Origin of the sequence: Eubacterium segne, from assembly GCF_014287775.1 — a bacterium.
In the GTDB taxonomy this organism is placed as follows: Bacteria; Bacillota; Clostridia; order Lachnospirales; family Lachnospiraceae; genus Eubacterium_G; species Eubacterium_G segne.
In genome coordinates, this window is the sequence record NZ_JACOOZ010000008.1 from 23,228 (window position 1) to 42,269 (window position 19,042).

Here is a 19,042-nt window from a genome sequence, read left to right on the forward strand (position 1 = left end):
TTTATTACAAGAAAATCAAAATGGTCTCTTATACAGAAAGGCAATTATAATTATGGATAAATTAGAAATATATGTTCATATACCCTTTTGTGCTAAGAAGTGCGATTATTGTGACTTTTTATCTATGAGAGGGGATTCGGTAACTAAAAGAGAGTATGTTTCTGCATTAATTAATGAAATTAAATTAAGTAAGGATAGAATGGAAGGGTACCTTGTCGATACAATATTTATCGGTGGAGGTACTCCTTCCATATTAGAAGGAAAATATATTGGAGAAATAATGGATGCCATAAGACAAAACTGTGTGGTGGATGAGAATGCAGAAATTACCATTGAATGTAACCCGGGAACTCTTGATAAGTATAAATTGAAATACTATAAGGATTTAGGGATAAACAGAATAAGTATAGGTTTGCAGTCAGCTAATGATGATGAACTTATGGCAATTGGAAGAATACACAATTTTGATAAGTTTTTGGAAAGTTATAAGTTAGCCAGAGAGGCAGGATTTTCTAATATAAATGTAGATATAATGAGTGCACTTCCGGGACAAAGCATTGAAAGCTATAGAGAGACTCTTAAAAAAGTGACAGACTTAAATCCTGAACATATTTCTGCTTACAGTCTTATTGTGGAGGAGGAAACCCCGCTTTATGACAGGGTGGAGGCAGCAGAGAATGCAGGATATAGCATATTACCTGATGAGGATACGGAGCGGGAAATGTACTATGAAACCGGAAAATTCCTAAAGGATTCAGGTTATATGAGATATGAAATATCTAACTACAGCAAGGTGGGATATGAATGCAGGCATAATATAGGATATTGGAAACGAAAGGATTATCTGGGATTTGGATTAGGGGCGGCATCGTTATATAAAAATACCAGATATAGCAACATCGCAGGTTTAAGTCAGTACATTTCTGTTATGTCAGGTGGCAATTTGGAGGAGAATGAAAATTTCTGGGGAGAGACTATTTATCAGGATGATATATGGGATATTCAGGAAGACCCTCTTACTGTGATTCAGGGAAAAATCCAGAAACTTAGCAATAAAGATATGATGGAAGAATTTATGTTTTTGGGACTGAGAATGATGGAGGGAATATCTGTGGATGAATTTGAAGAAAAATTTGGAAGAAAATTTGAGACAGTTTATGGTAATGTGGCAGATAAGTTAATAAGTCAGGGATTATTAAAGAAAAATGATAATAGGATAATGCTTACAGACAGGGGAATAGATGTAAGTAATTATGCAATGTCTGAATTTTTACTGTAGGAGGCTCTATGAACAAAATACTGGTAGTTGAAGATGATGAAAGTATTGCAAAAATGATAGAAGTTACGCTGGATATGGGAAATTATTCCTGCGATAAAGTGTATGACGGAATAGCTGCAAAGGAAAAAATAGAAAATAATAAGTATTCCCTTATTCTTTTAGATGTCATGCTTCCGGGAATAGACGGCTTCTCCTTAATGAAGTATATAAAACCCTTAAAAATTCCAACTATATTTATAACTGCAAAACAGGATGTAGTGGACAGGGTTCACGGACTTAAGTTAGGGGCGGAGGATTACATACTAAAACCTTTTGAGGCAATGGAACTTTTAGCCAGAGTGGAAGTGGTTTTAAGAAGATATCATAATGAAGAGGATGTAATTGAATACCACGATATTAAGGCAGATATTACTAAACATCAGGTAACCTGTAATGATGAAATTATTAATCTTACTCCAAAAGAGTTTGATATTTTAGTGTTTTTCTTAAAGCATAAGGATATTGTTATAAGGAAAGAGCGGTTAATGGCAGAAATATGGGGATATGATTTTGTGGGAGAAACAAGAACAGTGGATACCCATGTGCAGCAGGTAAGAAAGAAAATGAAATTAAAAGAAAAATTAGTTACTATTCCAAAGGTAGGATACTGCCTGTACAGTTAAATCAATAGGAGTGGCATATGAAGATATGGCAGAGAATATTTATAGTGACAATGTTCATTGTTACGGTTTTTACACTGGCAATGGGACTTTTACTAATTGGAAACCAGTATAAATATCAGATAGATGCAGAAATAAATAATTCCAAAAAGTTCCACGAAAATGTTATGGCATCAGTAAATGTTGAAGTGCAACGACAGATGCAGGAAAAAACCAAATCGATTTTAAGTGATCACGAATTTTTAGAGGCATATAAAGCCGCCTATGAAAGATTTGAGGATTTAGGTTATGGGTTGAAATTAAGTATGGACGGGGAAAACATAATGAATAACTATGACTTCTCAGATGACATAGTTAATAAGAATATGATTAAACAGGAAAGATATGCAGGATATGAAATAGTACACAAAAGTGATTATTATTTTCTTATAATGGAATCTGAAAACAGTATTTATGGCAGAAAAATAAAATGCGACACGGAGTATGATATTACACATATTTACGGGGCTTATTTTGCTCAAAGGGACAGGCTGAAGGTACTTACCATAGTATTTTCCCTGCTTTCGGGAATTATTCTTTTAGTAACTATCAGATTTTTACTTAGACCTGTAAAAAAACTTCAATGGGGAATACATAGTATATCTGACGGAGATTATGGAAGACAGCTTGAGGTAAAGGGGAATAATGAAATTACAGAGCTTACAAAAGATGTTAATCAGATGTCCGAAAAAATAGCAGATGATAACAGGGCAAAGGAAGAAATGATAGAAAGCAGGCAGGTATTTATTGACAACATGGCTCATGAAATGAAAACTCCTCTGACTGCAATTTTAGGATTTTCGGATATACTGACTATTAAGCAGAATCTTACGGAAGAACAGATAAAGGAATATTCAGGGTATATTTATAAAGAGGCATTAAGGTTAAAAACAATGTCAGGGAAGCTAATGGAATTAGCACAAATAGAAGAAAAAAACGTGAAGGGTGAATGTGTTGATATAGGCAATATTCTGGATGAAGTAATATTATCGGAACAAATTGTTTTGGAAAAAAGTAATATAAAGATAAATAAAAAGATTGTAAATAAAAATGTTATGGTTGATAAGGATTTAATTAAATCTGTTTTTTATAACATTTTAGATAATGGCGCTAAGGCTACCACGCAAAATGGTGAAATGGATGTAAGTATGTCTGTGGAAAATAATAAGGTTGTAATAAAGATTCAGGATTATGGCATAGGGATTCCGAAGGAAGATGTAAAGAAGGTTATGGAACCGTTTTATATGGTAGACAAATCACGAACACGAAAAAGTGGTGGGGCAGGTTTAGGTCTTGCACTGTGTAAAAAGATTATTGAATTAAGTAATGGTGAAATAGAAATATCCAGTGACATAGGTAAGGGCTGCCTTGTTACAGTAACACTTCCTGTTTATGATTTAGATTGATGAGGTTAAATATATGAAAAAGAATATATCGAATATAGTTACAATCTTAGCAGCACTGATAATAGTGGTAGCAGGTGTTGAAGCTATAAATATATATGCATCCCATGAAGAAAAAACAAGAATTAACAAGGTTGGAAGCACATTTTTACAGTTAGATAATGACATCAGCTTAGAGCGTAAGGTTTTTAACAGTGAATGCATTATAACCGGTAGCTATAAAGAAGTTAAGAATTTTAATAAGTTCAGTGCCATAACAGATGAGATTATAAAGGAATATGCTATGGATACCCGGACTGAAAAAACAGGTTATACCAATGGTGACAGCTACATTATTAAGTTAAAGGATAATTCTCAGGAAATTAATGTTTTTATCAATGAAAAAAACAGGGCAATAGAGTTTCAAAAAAGTATGGTGGAAATCAATAATGCAGGTGAAAGGGAAGAGGGATTTGTAAAAGTACAGGACGACAGAGACAGCACCGGCTCAGAGCTTTATTCTCTGATAAATGCAATACTTAAGGGATGTATAAAAGAAAATATGGTATCACCTAAATTGGATACCATAAAGAAAATAATGGGTGACTTCAATGGGGAAGAAATTTTCTGGCATGGTGATAAATTTTATATTCCTTTTAGAAATAATGAAAAGTATATTGTGATAATGTATGATTACAAAAATAAGGAATATTGTGGTGGAAAGTTAGTTTTAGGAGAATAAGAGAAGGCTCTAATTTTTGCAAAAATTTTGCATTTTTTTAGAGCTTTTTTTAATGCCGGCATATTACCATATAAGTGTTAAAGAAATCGCATAATTGATTTTATAAGGAGGAATTATGAGAAAAGGTAAGAGAATGCTTATATTGGCAATGGCAGGAATTATAGGAATGTCATTACTAGGTGGATGTTCAGGCAAAAAAGTGGAGGATAGTGGACAGGATAACACTGATGAAATTCAGATTACGACAGGACTGGATAAAAATGTCAAAGGAGAAGTTTCCGTAATGGTATGGTCCGGTGACGGTGAATATTATGAGGACATCGGAAATCCTAAAAGCACTGCAGGTAAGAAGCTTTCAGACCCTACAAAAATTGTGGCACAAAATGTAGCCCAGCTTTATGCAGTGGCAAAGAAATTTAATGAGGTTTATCCGGGAATAAAAATTAATGTGTGGTCAAAAATTGGTGATCCGGATCAGTATAACACTCAGTCATGGGAGCAGGAAATGGAAAACTTTCAGGCAAAGTATGGAAAATATCCGGATGTATGGGCATCAACAGACGTAACCGGGGATATAAAGAAGGGGCTGGTTGCAGATTTGTCAGTTTATAAGGATGACGAAACATATAAAAAATACAATGAAAGTCTTATGAAAAGCATTAATTATGATGGATTTCAGGGAGGTCTCCCGTCATATACAATTCCGGGAGGAATTTGGGTCAATAAGGCGTTGGCACAGGATAATAATATAAATGTTCCAAAGCCTGACTGGAATATTGACCAGTTTACAAGATTTATTTCTAAGGCAGATTGTAAGGAGTTCTGGGGATCAAAGGGAACACCTATAGAAGTTTTGGAGCTTGGAACAGATAATATAAATAAGAAGATTTTAGAAGAAAATAAGGTTGAGTTAAATAGTGAACAGGTAAAGTCACTTCTTAAATATCTGCCTAAATGGGCTGAAAAGTCTATAGATGTGGCAGCCGGTTCAGGAAAAATAACAAAAGATATAGTTAAGGAAAATGGTGGATACAGCTGGACGTATTTTACAAACAACAGAACATTAATAAATTTTGAAGACCCATGGTATTTAACATCAGGTGCTGATGAGGATGCAAAGGATAGCCCTTCATATATTAAATCAGCAGATTGGGACATATATCCATATCCTTCTACGGATTATTGTGAAAATACAATTAAAATAATTATGGATCCTATATGTGTACACAATTATGCACTGGATGATAAAAATAAGGAATGGAGTAAAGAGGAAGAGTTAAAGCGTGATATATCCTATACCTTTGCTTCTTTCTGGACAGCTTCTACAGATGCAAGAAAGGCAATTTATGACCAAAAGTGGAGTGATAACGGTCAAATAAAATCGGCAGCAGGAGATTCTTTCCCTGTTGTAACAGGAACAGATTATGATGAACAAATGAAAATGTGGAATGATTTGCCTGCACATAAATCCTATAAAGATAAAGATGGATTTAATGAGGTGTTAAAAATATGGAATGAAGGACGATACTGGGATGTAATTGATAAATGCTGGACGTCAACAGTAACTGAAAAGGGAGATACGGTAAAGACCATGGAAGAGTGGTTAAGATGTGGTGATCAGCAGGTTGCCGGTGCATGGTTTACTGAAAAGAACTGGGCAGACAGTGTAAAATCAAGATTATCTGACTGGGACAGCAAAATAAATGGAAAAATTGTTACAGCAGATAAACAGTTAAAAGATGCATTTAAGAAATTGTATGGAAAATAAAAATAGAAAAGCACAAGATTAACGAAAATAGGCTGTCGCATTAGCGGCAGCCTATTTTGGCATAAAAACTAACAGCAAGACTATTAACAGTCCGACTGATACTTCATTTACTTAAAAACTCTGACAGAGATCTGTTTAAGTACGCTTTTTCCCATTAGCTTAGTAGTTTATCCACAGCATCCTGTAATTCAGGATGCTGTCTGTATTTTTCAATTAATTCCCGCTCATGATTGGTAATATGAAACTGCTTTTTATCACTATAACCGAAGGTGCCTAAAATATCATCAATGTTGTATATTTCACAAAGAACTAAAAGAGTGTCGGCATCAGGTTGAGCCTGTCCGCTTTCCCATCCGTAAATTGTTTTGGTAGCTACTGTTAAAGACCTTTCATTTAACAGCTCAGCCACTTCATTAACTGTCAGTTTGTTATTTTTTCTATATTTTTTTAGCACCTTTGCTATCATTTCATTTTTCATTTAAAACATTCCTTTCAAAATAGAAATTATAGATGTTATGCTTTGGACACTTACATCATATTATAAATTTTATCTTATCCTACCCCAAAATATGCGTCAACAAATTCTTACTAATTGAGAAAAGTTAGAATTGAAATTCTTTACAAATAAGAATATAATGCTATATAAGTAAAAAAGTCTTAGAAGTTAAGAAATGGGGTACAACATTGAGCGTTTCAGAAAAAGTTTCAAAATACATAGAATCTAATAATTTGTCCTTTCTTCAAATTTCGAAAGATACCGGAATAGACGAGAGAAAACTGCGGGGAGAGATTAAACCTTTAGAGGCAGGAGAGTTTTTGGAATTGTGCTTTTATTTAAATGTCAAACCGGAAGAGTTTATGGAGTAAGGTAGGAAAGAACAGTGCTTAGATACAAATGCAAAAAGGATAACATTATTACAAAAAACAGTATCTGTCCGGTGTGTGGCGGCAGAAGTAAGTTAGAGAGCTCAGATATATATTGGTGTCACAACTGTAAGGTGCCATTATATGAAAAGGTGTGCAAATGCTGCAATACGCAGGGAGAGAGAATAACTACGGATATCCGCCCGGTTTTCCCACAGGAGAGGCTTTTGCTGGAATTAATATGGAATAAGGCTCCCGGAACCTACGAAAAGTCATCAGTTTGGAATTGCTCGGGGAATTACTATTACATTGATGGAAAGCGTATAAGATTTTCCGTTAAGGATTTAAAAAATATAGATGCTGATTTGGTTAGAAAGAGATACTTTCAGGAAGAAAAAAATATTAACCGGCAATATTTTGATGAGTACATAGACAGATTTGTTAAGGCAAATAGTGACAGATATGAATTTATAGTTAAGGAAGCTACGGATTATATAAGGGGGTCTGTAAAAGGTTATACGGTAATGGATATGTTTGTGTCTTTTTCGGGAGGAAAAGACTCTACAGTTACGTCGGATTTAGTTATAAGGGCTCTTAGCGAACCGAAAATCTTGCATATATTTGGGGATACGACTTTAGAATTCCCGGAGACCATTAAATATGTTGAGAGATTTAAAAAAGAACATCCTAAAACTCCGGTTTTGTCATCTAGAAATAAGGACAAGGATTTTGAGGAACTTTGTCAGTTAGTTGGGCCGCCAAGTCGTGTTATGCGTTGGTGTTGCACAGTGTTTAAGACAGGTGCCATTCAAAGAAAAATAAAATCCCTGTTTAAGAATAAAAATAAAATCATTACTTTTTATGGAATAAGAAGAAGCGAGTCAAAAAGCAGAAGCAAGTATGAGAGGGAAACGGAAGGCTCGAAAATAACAAAGCAGATTACCATATCTCCCATTATTGACTGGATGGATTTTGATGTATGGTTATACATTTTAACCACAAAAATTGATTTTAACAATGCATACAGGCTGGGCTATGCCAGGGTAGGATGCTGGTGCTGCCCGAATAATAGCGGATGGTCAGAATTTTTATCTAAAATTCATATGAAGGAGCAGTCTGATAAGTTTAGGAAGATGCTTATTGATTTCGCTATAAAGATAGGAAAGCCTGATGCCGAAGTGTATGTGGATGACGGAAAATGGAAGGCAAGGCAAGGGGGAAACGGCGTAGAATATGCAGGAAAAACAGCAGTTTCTTTTGAACCCTGTGCATTAGAGGAAAATGCCTTTAATTACCAGCTGCTTCGCCCTATAACGGAGGAATTATATGAATTGTTTAAACCTTTTGGATATATAAATTTTGATTTGGGAAATAAAAGGTTAGGTGAGGTTTACGTTACAAGGAAAAATGCCATGCCGGTATTAAAACTTCAGGGACGAATAGGCAGTAATACATTAAAGGTAACTATTGTTGATTATCACATTGATGGTGCAAAAAGCGTAAAAACTGCAGAAGAAAAGGTAAAATGCCAGATTACAAAATATCAGATGTGTATGGGTTGCCGTGCCTGTGAAAGCATATGCAAGTATAATGCAATTGTTATTAAGGAAGGAAAAGAAGGCATTAGTTACAGAATTTTAGACGATAAATGTAAGAGATGCATGGAGTGCGTCAACCATTATACAGGGGGATGCTACATGAGAAAGGTACTTGCAACTAAGAAGGATAAATAGATTAGGAGGCAGATTGTGATAAAACTGAAAGGCCACGAGACATTTGCCATTCGTGAGGGATGGCTTAGTAAAGGCTTAATAGAAGTGGATAAAAACGAAAAGGTATTTTCTAAGAATTTTGGAGCAGACACTCTGGGAGTGGGAAGTAATATGGCAAAGGCTATCAGATATTGGCTAAAAGCAGGAGATTTTACTAAGGAAACAGGAAAAAGTCAGGTTTCGCTTACTGAAATTGGAAAAATAATACTGAAAAATGACAGATATTTTGAGGATATATTCCCTTTGGAAATTTTCCATGTAAATCTTGTTCATAACAGGGAAAATGCAACCTCATGGTATTTAACTTTCAATAAGATAAATGCAGAGGAATTTGATAAGGATGAATTGTTTGTATTGCTGGAAAATGAAATTCATAAAATGGGGGTGGAGGATTTTTCCGTACGTTCCCTTCAGGATGATGTAAATGTATTACTTAATATGTACACAAGGGAAAAAACACAGGATTACGACCCGGAGGAAAAGCGTATTTCACCTTTTTCTAAAATCGGTTTAATAAAGAAAAATGGAAAGAAATATATAAAAACGGCACCGGATTATACGGTTCTAAGCCCTATGGCGGTTTTGTATGCCCTAAAAAAATATATGGATTATAAAAATACTTTATCCTTAAGAATTGATGAGGCTGTAAACGAACCTTTGTCACCGGGAAAAGTGTTTAATTTAAAGCGGATTAAAATGAATGAATACTTAGATAAGTTAGAGGAAGAGGGCTATATCACCTTAAACAGAACAGCGGGGCTTGATATGATATACATGGAAAATAACATTACATTAGAGCAGATAATGGAGAAATATTATGCATAAATTAACGGACATGATACATATTGACAAAAGATTTCAAACTTCAATTAATCTTGAACTGGATTTAAATAACCCGGAAAAAATAGTAAGTTATATTCCAACGGTGTCTTCCGTGGATGTTTTAAATGAATATGCAGGACATATTGTTGAAAACAGAAACAAGGCAAATATTCTTATTGGCCCATATGGTAAGGGAAAATCTCATTTGCTTTTGGTTTTTATGGCATTAATTAGTGGAAATAAAGAAGTTTTTGAAAAAGTTATTGGGAAAATTAAGGCAAACAAATTAAATAAAACTTCCAATATTGAACTTTTAAAGGGAAAAAAGTTTTTGCCGGTTATTATTTCAGGCACATATGAGGATTTAAACCGCGGTTTTATTGAAGGATTAAGGGAGGCTTTAAAAAGAGAGGGATTAAATGACATTGTCCCGGAAACATATTATACAAAGGCATATGAGTGTATCAGGGAGTGGAAGGAAAACTACAAAGATACATATAGGGCTTTTGTGGGAAAATTAAGGGAAAATAATTATGAAATCGGGGAGTTTTTAAAGAAGCTGTCAAGGGAAAACAAAGAGGCAATGGATTTATTTGAAAAGATATATCCAATGCTTACTTCAGGCAGCAGGTTTAACCCTATATATGAAACTCTTGCCATAAAGCTTTACAGTGACATAAAGGAAAAACTGGTACGAATAAAAGGATACAGTGGAATTTATGTTATTTTTGATGAGTTTAGTAAGTATGTGGAAGGACATCGGCAGGACACTTTTTCAAGAGACATGAAAATATTACAGGATATGTGTGAATTGGCTCAGAAAAATGAAGAGTACCAGCTCCACATTACTTTTGTTGCCCACAAAAGCATAAAAGAATACGGAAAAGACATGCCGGAAGAAATGATAAACGCTTTTATGGGAGTAGAGGGACGTTTAAAGGAAGAGCGTTTTGTAGTATTTCCAGCAAATAATTATGAAATTATAGGACATGTTGTATCAAAAAGCAAAAAAGAATATGAGTCATTTTTAAAAGAGAATGATACTTTTAAGGAAATAATTGAAAAGTCATATAATACACCGTATTTTCAAAGCAATTTTACAATGGAAGAATATATGAAAATAGTGGCTTGGGGAAGTTTCCCACTTTTACCCCTTACCTCTTACTGCCTTTTTAATATTAGTGCCAAGGTTGCCCAAAATGAGAGAAGTGTATTTACATTTCTGGCAAATGATGAGCATGGAAGTCTTATTAACCTGCTGGATAAAAACGAAATGTTAGGGGTGGATGTGGTATATGATTATTTTGAAAATCTCTTTAGGGAAAATAAAGGTATGCCTGAGATACATAATGAATGGTTACAGGCGGACTATGCCTTAAATAAAGCAGAGTCAAAGGAAGAAAGACGGATAATTAAAACATTGGCGGTGTTTAGAATCATAAGAAAGCCGGACGAATTGCCTATAGTAAAAGAAAAGCTATGGTTAGCATCAGGGCTTAACAGGGAAAGCTTCAATAAGACTGTGGATAAATTAGAGAAAAAAGGTCTTATTATTTTCAGAATAAAAATGGGTACCTATGCCTTTAAGCATAACGTAGGTGTTGATATAGAAAAAGAGATAGAAAAGGTTGTAAATTCTTTCACGGGAAAAGTGAATATTCCAAAGGAAATAGAGAAAATTTCCGAATTAGATTTTGCTCTTCCTAAACAGTACAATCAGAAGTTTACCATGACCAGGTTTTTCAGATATGTGTTTATGAGTCCTGAACAGTTTCAAAAGGTAACGAAGGCGGAATATCTTTTTGAGGAATACAGGGCAGACGGCATTATTGTGGCTATAGTAAATGCAGGAGAGGATGACACAGAGAAAATTATACATCAGGTAAACAAATTAAATGATAAAAGAATTGTGGTTATTTACCCTGAAAACAGGTTTGTTCAGGATAAAAATATCAGAAAACTTCTTGCAGTAAAACAGCTTATTAAAAATGACAGGTTTATTGAGGATAATCAGGTTTTATTATCAGAGCTTAAGTTATATGAAGAGGATTTGATTTTTGAAATAAACAGCTTTTTAGAGAAAAGCTATATGCCTGAAAATGGGGAGTGTAGAATTTTTTACTGCGAACCGTTACCTGAAATAAAGTCAGAGAGAGCCTTTAACAGATTTTTAAGTGGAATATGTAGCAGCTACTACAACATGGCACCAAAAATCAACAATGAGCTTATTAACCGTACAAATGTATCAGCGCAGATTAAAAAAGCACGTCAGAAAATAATTGATAATATTCTAAATAATGATGACTGCATAGGATACAACAAAGGAACAAGTCCGGAAGCTACCATTTTCAGGGCTACTGTGGTTCATACAGGATTATTAGAAAACAATAATGAGAAAACGGTGGATAAGGGCGTAGAGCTGATAAATAAGGAAATTGACGGATTTATTATGAAATCAGCGGGAGAAAAAGTATCTTTTAAGGAACTTTATGATGTTTTAGAGGGAGAAAGCTTCGGTGTCAGAAGGGGAGTTATACCTATTTATTTAGCAAGAAAATTTATGGCAATGGAAGATATGCCTGTTGTTTATTTGTCTGATAAGGAAATCGAAATTACAAGTAATGTGTTTGAAAATATAAATTTAAATCCTGACAGGTATTTTTTATACACGGAAAAGGAAAGTCTTGAAAAAGAAAAATATTTAAAGGCAGTTGAAAATATTTTCCATATGGATAATGTTTCAGGACAAAACAGGCTGGGAAATATTGTTGCTAAAATTCAGGAATGGTACAGGAATCTCCCGCAGATTACCATAAATACCAAAAGAAATTGCGTTGGAAGGGAATATTACAGATTTAGAAATCTGTTTAGAAATATTGAACTTAATCCAAGGGACATTCTCTTTGAGGAAGTTTTAAACATATTAGGTGGAGAAGAAAAAAGCTTTGAAGCCTGTATAGTTAAAATGAAAAAGATAGTTGAATATCTTAATTCCTTTGCCTTAAGGGAGAAGGAGGACGTTGTCAGAAATATTAAGAAAATCTGGAGCGTCGCACCGGGAGAAAGTTTGGCACCATGCCTTAAGGGCTGGTATAAAACCATAGAAAATAATGCCTTTAAACAGGTGTGGAATGAAAATACATCAGGTTTTATTAATGTTATAAGGGACTTGGATATAAATGATGAGTTAGAGATTGCCAATTGGCTGGCAAAGGCAGTAAGTGGAATTTATATTGAAGACTGGAATGATTTTACAAAAGATAAGTTTTTAGTTTCTATAGAAGAAATTAAAAATAGTCTGGAAAGTTTTAACGGGGAAGAGGATAAAGGTGAAAGTAAATTAAGCTTTACAGACAGAAATGGAAATAAGGTAGAGAAATATTACGATGCAAATTTAGACGACAGTACAGGGTATTTCTTAAAAAATGCCATAACAGAGGCGTTGGATGAGTTTGGAGATGCACTGGAAACAAAGGAAAAGCTGTCAGTTTTAATGCAGACCATAGAGGAATTATTAGAGGGGTAATAAATTGATATATTTGGATAATGCAGCAACTACATATCCTAAACCGGAAGAGGTATATAAGGCAATGGATTTTGTCAACAGAAATCTGGCAATGAACCCGGGACGGGGAGGATACAGTAAGGCGAAGGAAGCGGAAAATATAATAGATGAAACAAGAAATAAACTTCTTAAGTTAGCAGGAGGCAGTGACGATTATAATGTGGTACTTACCCCTTCAGCAACTATAGCCTTAAACGAAGTGATTATGGGACTTTCCTTTAGGGAGGGGGAGAATGTTTATGTTTCTGCCTTTGAGCATAATGCCGTAATGAGAACTTTGCATGCTGCAGAAAAAATATATGGATTTAATATAGTTGAACTGCCTCTTAATGAGGATTTAACAATAGATATTGAAAAAACAAAGTATATGTTCTCCAAGGATATTCCGGGAAAGGTATTTGCATGTCACGTGAGTAATGTGACAGGTTATATATTGCCTGTTAATGAAATAGCTAACCTTGCTAAGGAATACGAAGCCACAGTGGTAGTGGACGCATCCCAGTCATTGGGATTAGTTCCCATAGATTTGGGGCAGACACATATTGATTATATGGTGTTTGCAGGGCACAAAACCTTGTATGGACCTTTGGGAATAGGCGGATTTTTTATAAAGTGTGGAAATAATTTAAGGAAATATATATCAGGGGGAACCGGAACTGACTCCCTTAATCTGGAGATGCCTGATAATGGCATTAAAGGATATGAGCCGGCAAGTTTTAATGTGGTGGCAGCAGCAGGACTTAACGCAGCTCTTGATGAAATAAAGGATAATGAAGCAGTTGAAACATTATTTTTAAGGGAAAAAGAGCTGGAAAATTATTTGGTAAAGGAACTTGAAAAAATACATAACGTTAAATTGTATGTAACAGGGAATGTTAATTCCGTTGGAATTGTACCTTTTAATATAGAAGGCTATAAGGCATCTGAAACAGGAATGATTTTGGATGTGGATTATGACGTGGCAGTGAGAACAGGATATCATTGTGCTCCACTAATTCACAAATATTTAAAGGATACTGATTACATGGGAGTGGTAAGGGCAAGTATTGGAAAGTTTACCACAAAAGAAGAAATAGATGGTTTTGTAAAGGCTGTAAGGGATATAGCAGAGGAATACTAAGGGGAATTTTTTATGAGCTTTAAAGATGTAGAAATAAAACAAGAATACCGTTCTTTTAATGATAATATGGTGGAAGATTTTTATTATCCTTTATTAAGTAAGGCAAAATTATATGAAAGGGCAGTGGGATTTTTTTCATCCACAGCATTAATTGAAATATCAAAGGGCATATCAGGTCTGGTAGAAAACGGAGGAAAAATCCGGTTGATTGCTTCTCCTAAATTATCCGGGGAAGATGTAGAGGCAATAGAGAAAGGGCTACAGCAACGGAAAAGTGTTATTACAAACAGCATTAATAAAGCTATTTTGGAACCGGAAAACGAATATGAGGAAAGAAGGCTTGATTTGCTGGCTAATCTGGTAGCTGCAAATGTTCTTGAAATAAAAATTGCAGTTGTGGAAAATGAAGCAGGTATTGGAATGTATCATGAAAAAATGGGACTGCTATATGACTATGAGGAAAATATTGTAGCGTTTAGCGGTTCTATGAATGAAAGTACCACGGCATTTTCATACAATATGGAAAATATTGATGTTTATAAATCATGGGAGGGGGAATCGGAAAGACAGCGGGTAATGAATAAAAAGGTTAACTTTGATGCAATGTGGAATGACTATGAACCTCACATACGTATAATGGATTTTCCGGAGGCTTCAAGGGAGAAACTTTTTGAATATCGAAAAAGCAGTGAAATAGATTTAAGTTTAGACAGAAAAGAAGACTGGAATCAGTCAGAAAATAACGGGAGAAAAGAACTAAAAGAAGGGCCGGCTTTTCCTGAATGGTTTAGCATAAGAGATTATCAGAAAAGTGCCATACAGCAATGGGAGATAAATAATTACATAGGAATATTTGATATGGCAACAGGAACAGGTAAAACCCTGACAGGATTATCGGCAGTTGTAAGACTATACCAACATGTAAGAAAAGGACTTGCTATATTTATAGTGTGTCCTTATCAGCATTTAGTAAGTCAGTGGGTAGAGGATATAGAAAGCTTTAATATAAAGCCGGTTATATGTCACAGTGCTTCACCTCAAAAGCATTGGGCATCCAGGTTAAAGGATGCATGTATGGCATTAGAATTTGGTGCATCGGACTATATGTGTGGGATTTTCACCAATGCAACCTATTCATCAAAAAAGGTTCAAAACATAATAGAAGATGTAAAGGATAAGGCCTTATTACTGGTAGATGAGGCACACAATTTTGGAGCAGAGAAGTTAAGTAAGTGCCTTGATGAAAAGATACCATACAGATTGGCTTTGTCTGCAACATTAGAAAGGCACGGAGACAGTGCAGGCACGGAAAAGTTATTTAATTATTTTAAAAATAAATGTATTGAGTATTCCCTAAAGGATGCAATAGAAAATGATATGCTGGTGAGATATTACTACCATCCTGTGGTGGTTTCTTTTGAATCGGAAGAATTAAATGATTATCTGGAACTGACAAAGAAGATAGGAAAATTAATTTTAGGGAACAAAAAGAAGGAAATAAGTGACCAGGCAAAAATGCTTTTAATAAAGCGGGCAAGATTAGTGGCAGCAGCAAGGCAGAAGGTTGATGCATTAGTAGATGAAATGAAAGACTATATGGAGGAAAATCATATATTGGTATATTGCGGAGCTACTACCATGAAAGATATAGACTACAAAGAGGGAAAGCCTCTTGAAGAAGAAAAAAGACAGATTGACATTGTAATGAAACGTTTAGGCCTTGAGCTTAATATGAAGGTGGCGAAGTTTACCTCTGAGGAGGATGCACAAAAACGTGAAATTTTAAAGAGAGAGTTTGATGAGGGAGAGAGCATTCAGGCATTAATTGCCATAAGATGTTTAGATGAAGGTGTAAACATACCAAGTATCAGAAAGGCGTTTATTTTGGCAAGCAGTACAAATCCCAAAGAATATATACAGAGAAGGGGAAGGGTACTGAGAAAATGTCCCGGAAAGAAGTATGCAGATATATATGATTTTATAATGTCACCTATCCCATTAGATAGGGTGGATTCCTACAACGAATCAATTGTAAAAATGTCAGCGTCTCTGGTAAAAAGAGAAATTGAAAGAATGAAGGATTTTGCCGCATTAGCTGAAAATTCCAGTGAAGCGGATGAGATTATATATGAACTAATGGATAAATACCAAATAAACTATTTAGATGAGGAGGAGTTTTATGAGTGAGAAATTACAGGAGGAAACACAGTTAGATGAAGAGATACTTTGGAAAATAAAGTACGATATTTACAAATTAGAAGAAGATAATTTAAAGACAAAACAGAAAACCGACAGTGGCATGGTTGACGCTATCAGAAAAATTATAATTGATGCTTTGTCAGATAAAAATTTTTAGGGGGAACAATTTATGCTTATAAAATCATTAAAGTACAAGAATTTCAGACAATTTAAAGGGGAAAACAAAATAGATTTTTCCTGTGATAAGGACAACAATGTAACAATTATTTTAGGAAATAATACATTTGGAAAAACTACATTGCTTCAAATGTTTAACTGGTGCCTTTACAATAAAGTAATGTTTAGACGGCAGGATAATCCGGACATGCTTTTAAATCTTGATGTGGCAATGAATATGTATAATGGGGATTTAGACCAGGTTATGGTAGAGATAGTATTACAGCACCAGAATACTGAGTATACCATAACACGAAAGCAAGCATATAAAAGGATAGAAGGAAAAGTTACGGGATTAATGCCTATGCTGACAATGTCTGCAAAGAATTTAAGCACCGGAGGAACCGATCCTGTCGAAAAAGATGATAGCAGGAAAGAGATAATAAACAAAATCATGCCGCAGGAATTATCAGGATATTTTCTATTTGACACTGAGCGGGTTCAAAATGTGGCAGAGAGAAAGGATTTGTCTGAGGCAGTAAAGGGTCTTTTAGGCTTAAATGCCATGGGAAATGCCAGAAAACACCTGGGAAAAGTAGAATCAAAAACTACGGTTATCGGTGGATTTTACAATGATTTAGGGACGCACTTAGGTACGGAAAAGGAACAAAGATACATTAAAGAGGTTCAAAGAGCGGAGGAAGAAATAACTAAATATGAAGAAGTAAAAAACAATACTGAAGATGAGATGAAAAAATATCAACAGATTAAGGAGGAATTAGAAGATAAAATAAGATCGTTAGCAGATGCAACAAAGCTTCAGAAAGAAAAGGAACAGTTAGAACAGAGAAGAATTTTGGATGACAATGAATTAGAAAGCGAATGTGATGCCTATGTGAAACTGTTTAGTGACAGGTTTGTTTTCTTTATGGCACAGCCGTTATATAAAAAGGCCAAAGAAGTTTTAGAGGACGCTGACATAGAAGATAAGGGAATAAGAGATATAACTGCTGATTCCATAAAGGAGATTATTAAAAATGGAAGATGCATATGCGGAACTAAAGTCGAAAATGGCAATGAAGCATATATTCATTTAATGGAGCAGTTAAAATATGTTCCGCCGGAATCAATAGGAACTACCGTGGCAAATTTTAAGAAAGAAATTAATTTGTTTAACAGACAAAACAGAGACGACGGTTTTTATATGTCTTTACAAAGCAAAATAAAAAGAATGATTGATATTACGGAAAGAATAAATGAAGCAAATGACAGAGTTAAGCAAATTGAAAAAGAAATTGCAGGTAAAGAAGATGCAGGAAAATACCAGTTTAGATTAAATAAGACTAAAAATAAATTAAAGGATTTAGCTGAAAAAAGAGATAACTGTATATCCACAATCTCAAAAAATAAAGAGCAGAGAGATCATGCTAAAAAAATAATTAATATATCTGTTGCCAGAAATGAAAAGAACAAAGAGATAAACAGATATATGGCATATGCCGAAGCAATTAAAGAATGGTTTGATGATTATTATATTAGTGAGGAAATGCAAATAAGGGAGAAACTTGAAAATAAGGTAAATGAGATATTTAGCAGAATGTATAGTGGAACCCGTGTGTTAAAAATTGATGACAAATACAGGACAACCTTGTATACAAAGGCAGAAGGCTCAGACGAACTGGTTACTTCCGGTGAATCTGAAGGTCTTATAAGGGTTAAAAACTTTGCCTTCATTGCAGGACTGGTGGATTTGGCAAAAGAGCAGAAAATTCAAATTGGAGATAAGGAGATGAAAGGGGAATCATATCCATTGATACTTGATGCACCTTTCTCTAATGCTGACGAAATTCACATAAAAAATATTGCCAGGGAATTACCGGGAGTTGCAGAGCAGGTAATAATGTTTGTAATGGAAAAGGACTGGCGTTATGCAAAGGAAGTTATAGAAGGAAAAGTCGCAAAAAGCTACGTACTGGAGAAACATAGTGATACATATTCAGAGATAATCAAGGAGGATACGAAATGTCAGATAACAGAATAAGACTATTTGAAGGTGACGTTCTTTTAAGGGGAAAACATTCTGCCTACGTCAAATTTTTGGTAAATGATGCTAAAATATTTGACAAGTATATTGATGTGTATCTTTGCGGTGCTGTTGTAGGATATCTTTATAATGTTAAGGCTCCAAGGGATAATTCAATTCAGGATACCGGTAAAATATATGCTGATGCGGTATCTAAGCATAAGCAGGACTGTATGTTTTTATATAGACTGATTACATTATTAGACGGAGCAAAGTCAGATGAAAAAGAATGTATAAACAGAGCCTTCAGATATGACACTGATGATGGAAAAGCAGAGGAAACAAAGGAGTGCTTAGAAAGGTTTAATGCCTATGCCAGAGGCGGTATTGAAAAATTATATGATGATTTAAAATCAGGTGCCACAAACAGACGGGATTATATTAGAAACAGTATAGATTATGCTAAAAAGTTTAAGGATGAGTTAGATGATTCAGGTGTATCCTATGAGGAGAAACTTAAACGTGAAATTAGCGGGGGACGGAATATATAAAAACTGTTGACTTTTATTTTTTTAGAGAATATAATAGTAGGGCATGCGTAAAGGGGACAGTGTGCCTTTTTGTATGTAAGTGTAACAGATTAACACGTAAT

15 protein-coding genes are annotated in these 19,042 nt (G+C 34.7%); 14 read left to right on the top strand and 1 reads right to left on the bottom strand.

The features are described from left to right. The first annotated feature begins 52 nt into the window (after positions 1 to 52). The 5 genes from hemW to H8S00_RS10880 all read left to right on the top strand — a co-directional run bounded on the left by hemW (position 53) and on the right by H8S00_RS10880 (position 5,869). Entirely contained in the window at positions 53 to 1,279 is a 1,227-nt protein-coding gene (gene hemW, locus H8S00_RS10860; protein WP_118589757.1) for a radical SAM family heme chaperone HemW, read from the top strand. Positions 1,280 to 1,287: 8 nt separating this feature from the next. After that, positions 1,288 to 1,941, top strand: a complete 654-nt coding sequence (locus H8S00_RS10865; protein ID WP_021951951.1) for a response regulator transcription factor — start codon at positions 1,288 to 1,290, stop codon at positions 1,939 to 1,941. A 17-nt stretch (positions 1,942 to 1,958) separates the two neighbouring features. Then, positions 1,959 to 3,383, top strand: a complete 1,425-nt coding sequence (locus H8S00_RS10870; protein ID WP_118589756.1) for a sensor histidine kinase — start codon at positions 1,959 to 1,961, stop codon at positions 3,381 to 3,383. A 13-nt stretch (positions 3,384 to 3,396) separates the two neighbouring features. After that, positions 3,397 to 4,101, top strand: coding sequence for a hypothetical protein (locus tag H8S00_RS10875; protein WP_021951953.1), 705 nt, complete (start codon positions 3,397 to 3,399; stop codon positions 4,099 to 4,101). Between the two features lie 115 nt (positions 4,102 to 4,216). Beyond that, positions 4,217 to 5,869: an ABC transporter substrate-binding protein gene (locus H8S00_RS10880; RefSeq protein WP_118589755.1), complete on the top strand. Its 1,653-nt coding sequence runs from the start codon at positions 4,217 to 4,219 to the stop codon at positions 5,867 to 5,869. A 154-nt stretch (positions 5,870 to 6,023) separates the two neighbouring features. Here H8S00_RS10880 and H8S00_RS10885 read toward each other — a convergent pair whose 3' ends face one another. Next, the gene (locus H8S00_RS10885) at positions 6,024 to 6,347 is read right to left on the bottom strand and encodes a helix-turn-helix domain-containing protein (protein ID WP_021951955.1); all 324 of its coding nucleotides are present in this window, start codon (positions 6,345 to 6,347) and stop codon (positions 6,024 to 6,026) included. Between the two features lie 206 nt (positions 6,348 to 6,553). Here H8S00_RS10885 and H8S00_RS10890 point away from each other — a divergent pair, with 206 nt between their 5' ends. From H8S00_RS10890 to H8S00_RS10930, 9 genes are read left to right on the top strand one after another with little or no spacing between them, the layout of a single operon-like run. Then, on the top strand, positions 6,554 to 6,736 hold the full coding sequence (locus tag H8S00_RS10890) for a helix-turn-helix domain-containing protein (protein WP_118589754.1): 183 nt from the start codon (positions 6,554 to 6,556) through the stop codon (positions 6,734 to 6,736). A gap of 14 nt (positions 6,737 to 6,750) precedes the next feature. Further along, positions 6,751 to 8,466: a phosphoadenosine phosphosulfate reductase domain-containing protein gene (locus H8S00_RS10895; RefSeq protein WP_118589753.1), complete on the top strand. Its 1,716-nt coding sequence runs from the start codon at positions 6,751 to 6,753 to the stop codon at positions 8,464 to 8,466. A 15-nt stretch (positions 8,467 to 8,481) separates the two neighbouring features. Then, on the top strand, positions 8,482 to 9,330 hold the full coding sequence (locus H8S00_RS10900; RefSeq protein ID WP_158576816.1) for a DUF4007 family protein: 849 nt from the start codon (positions 8,482 to 8,484) through the stop codon (positions 9,328 to 9,330). Further along, complete coding sequence (locus H8S00_RS10905; protein ID WP_118589751.1) at positions 9,323 to 12,853, top strand: DUF6079 family protein; 3,531 nt, start codon at positions 9,323 to 9,325, stop codon at positions 12,851 to 12,853. The genes H8S00_RS10900 and H8S00_RS10905 overlap by 8 nt, the downstream gene beginning before the upstream one ends. 4 nt (positions 12,854 to 12,857) lie before the next feature. Further along, positions 12,858 to 14,012, top strand: a complete 1,155-nt coding sequence (locus tag H8S00_RS10910; RefSeq protein WP_186840527.1) for an aminotransferase class V-fold PLP-dependent enzyme — start codon at positions 12,858 to 12,860, stop codon at positions 14,010 to 14,012. Positions 14,013 to 14,024: 12 nt separating this feature from the next. After that, a complete protein-coding gene (locus H8S00_RS10915; RefSeq protein WP_186840528.1) occupies positions 14,025 to 16,199 on the top strand; it encodes a DEAD/DEAH box helicase family protein in 2,175 nt (724 codons plus the stop codon). Then, positions 16,192 to 16,368 (top strand): hypothetical protein, encoded by a 177-nt coding sequence (locus tag H8S00_RS10920; RefSeq protein WP_021951961.1) that lies wholly within the window; start codon positions 16,192 to 16,194, stop codon positions 16,366 to 16,368. The genes H8S00_RS10915 and H8S00_RS10920 overlap by 8 nt, the downstream gene beginning before the upstream one ends. A gap of 12 nt (positions 16,369 to 16,380) precedes the next feature. Then, on the top strand, positions 16,381 to 18,408 hold the full coding sequence (locus H8S00_RS10925; RefSeq protein WP_186840529.1) for an AAA family ATPase: 2,028 nt from the start codon (positions 16,381 to 16,383) through the stop codon (positions 18,406 to 18,408). Then, the gene (locus H8S00_RS10930) at positions 18,390 to 18,941 is read left to right on the top strand and encodes a DUF2207 domain-containing protein (RefSeq protein ID WP_118589748.1); all 552 of its coding nucleotides are present in this window, start codon (positions 18,390 to 18,392) and stop codon (positions 18,939 to 18,941) included. Before H8S00_RS10925 ends, H8S00_RS10930 begins: the two co-directional genes overlap by 19 nt. The last annotated feature ends 101 nt before the right edge of the window (positions 18,942 to 19,042 follow it).

Coding starts and splice junctions, on each gene's coding strand:
- hemW (WP_118589757.1), top strand. CDS start 53: ATGGATAAATTAGAAATATATGTTCATATACCCTTTTGTGCTAAGAAG.
- H8S00_RS10865 (WP_021951951.1), top strand. CDS start 1,288: ATGAACAAAATACTGGTAGTTGAAGATGATGAAAGTATTGCAAAAATG.
- H8S00_RS10870 (WP_118589756.1), top strand. CDS start 1,959: ATGAAGATATGGCAGAGAATATTTATAGTGACAATGTTCATTGTTACG.
- H8S00_RS10875 (WP_021951953.1), top strand. CDS start 3,397: ATGAAAAAGAATATATCGAATATAGTTACAATCTTAGCAGCACTGATA.
- H8S00_RS10880 (WP_118589755.1), top strand. CDS start 4,217: ATGAGAAAAGGTAAGAGAATGCTTATATTGGCAATGGCAGGAATTATA.
- H8S00_RS10885 (WP_021951955.1), bottom strand. CDS start 6,347: ATGAAAAATGAAATGATAGCAAAGGTGCTAAAAAAATATAGAAAAAAT.
- H8S00_RS10905 (WP_118589751.1), top strand. CDS start 9,323: ATGCATAAATTAACGGACATGATACATATTGACAAAAGATTTCAAACT.
- H8S00_RS10915 (WP_186840528.1), top strand. CDS start 14,025: ATGAGCTTTAAAGATGTAGAAATAAAACAAGAATACCGTTCTTTTAAT.
- H8S00_RS10920 (WP_021951961.1), top strand. CDS start 16,192: ATGAGTGAGAAATTACAGGAGGAAACACAGTTAGATGAAGAGATACTT.
- H8S00_RS10925 (WP_186840529.1), top strand. CDS start 16,381: ATGCTTATAAAATCATTAAAGTACAAGAATTTCAGACAATTTAAAGGG.
- H8S00_RS10930 (WP_118589748.1), top strand. CDS start 18,390: ATGTCAGATAACAGAATAAGACTATTTGAAGGTGACGTTCTTTTAAGG.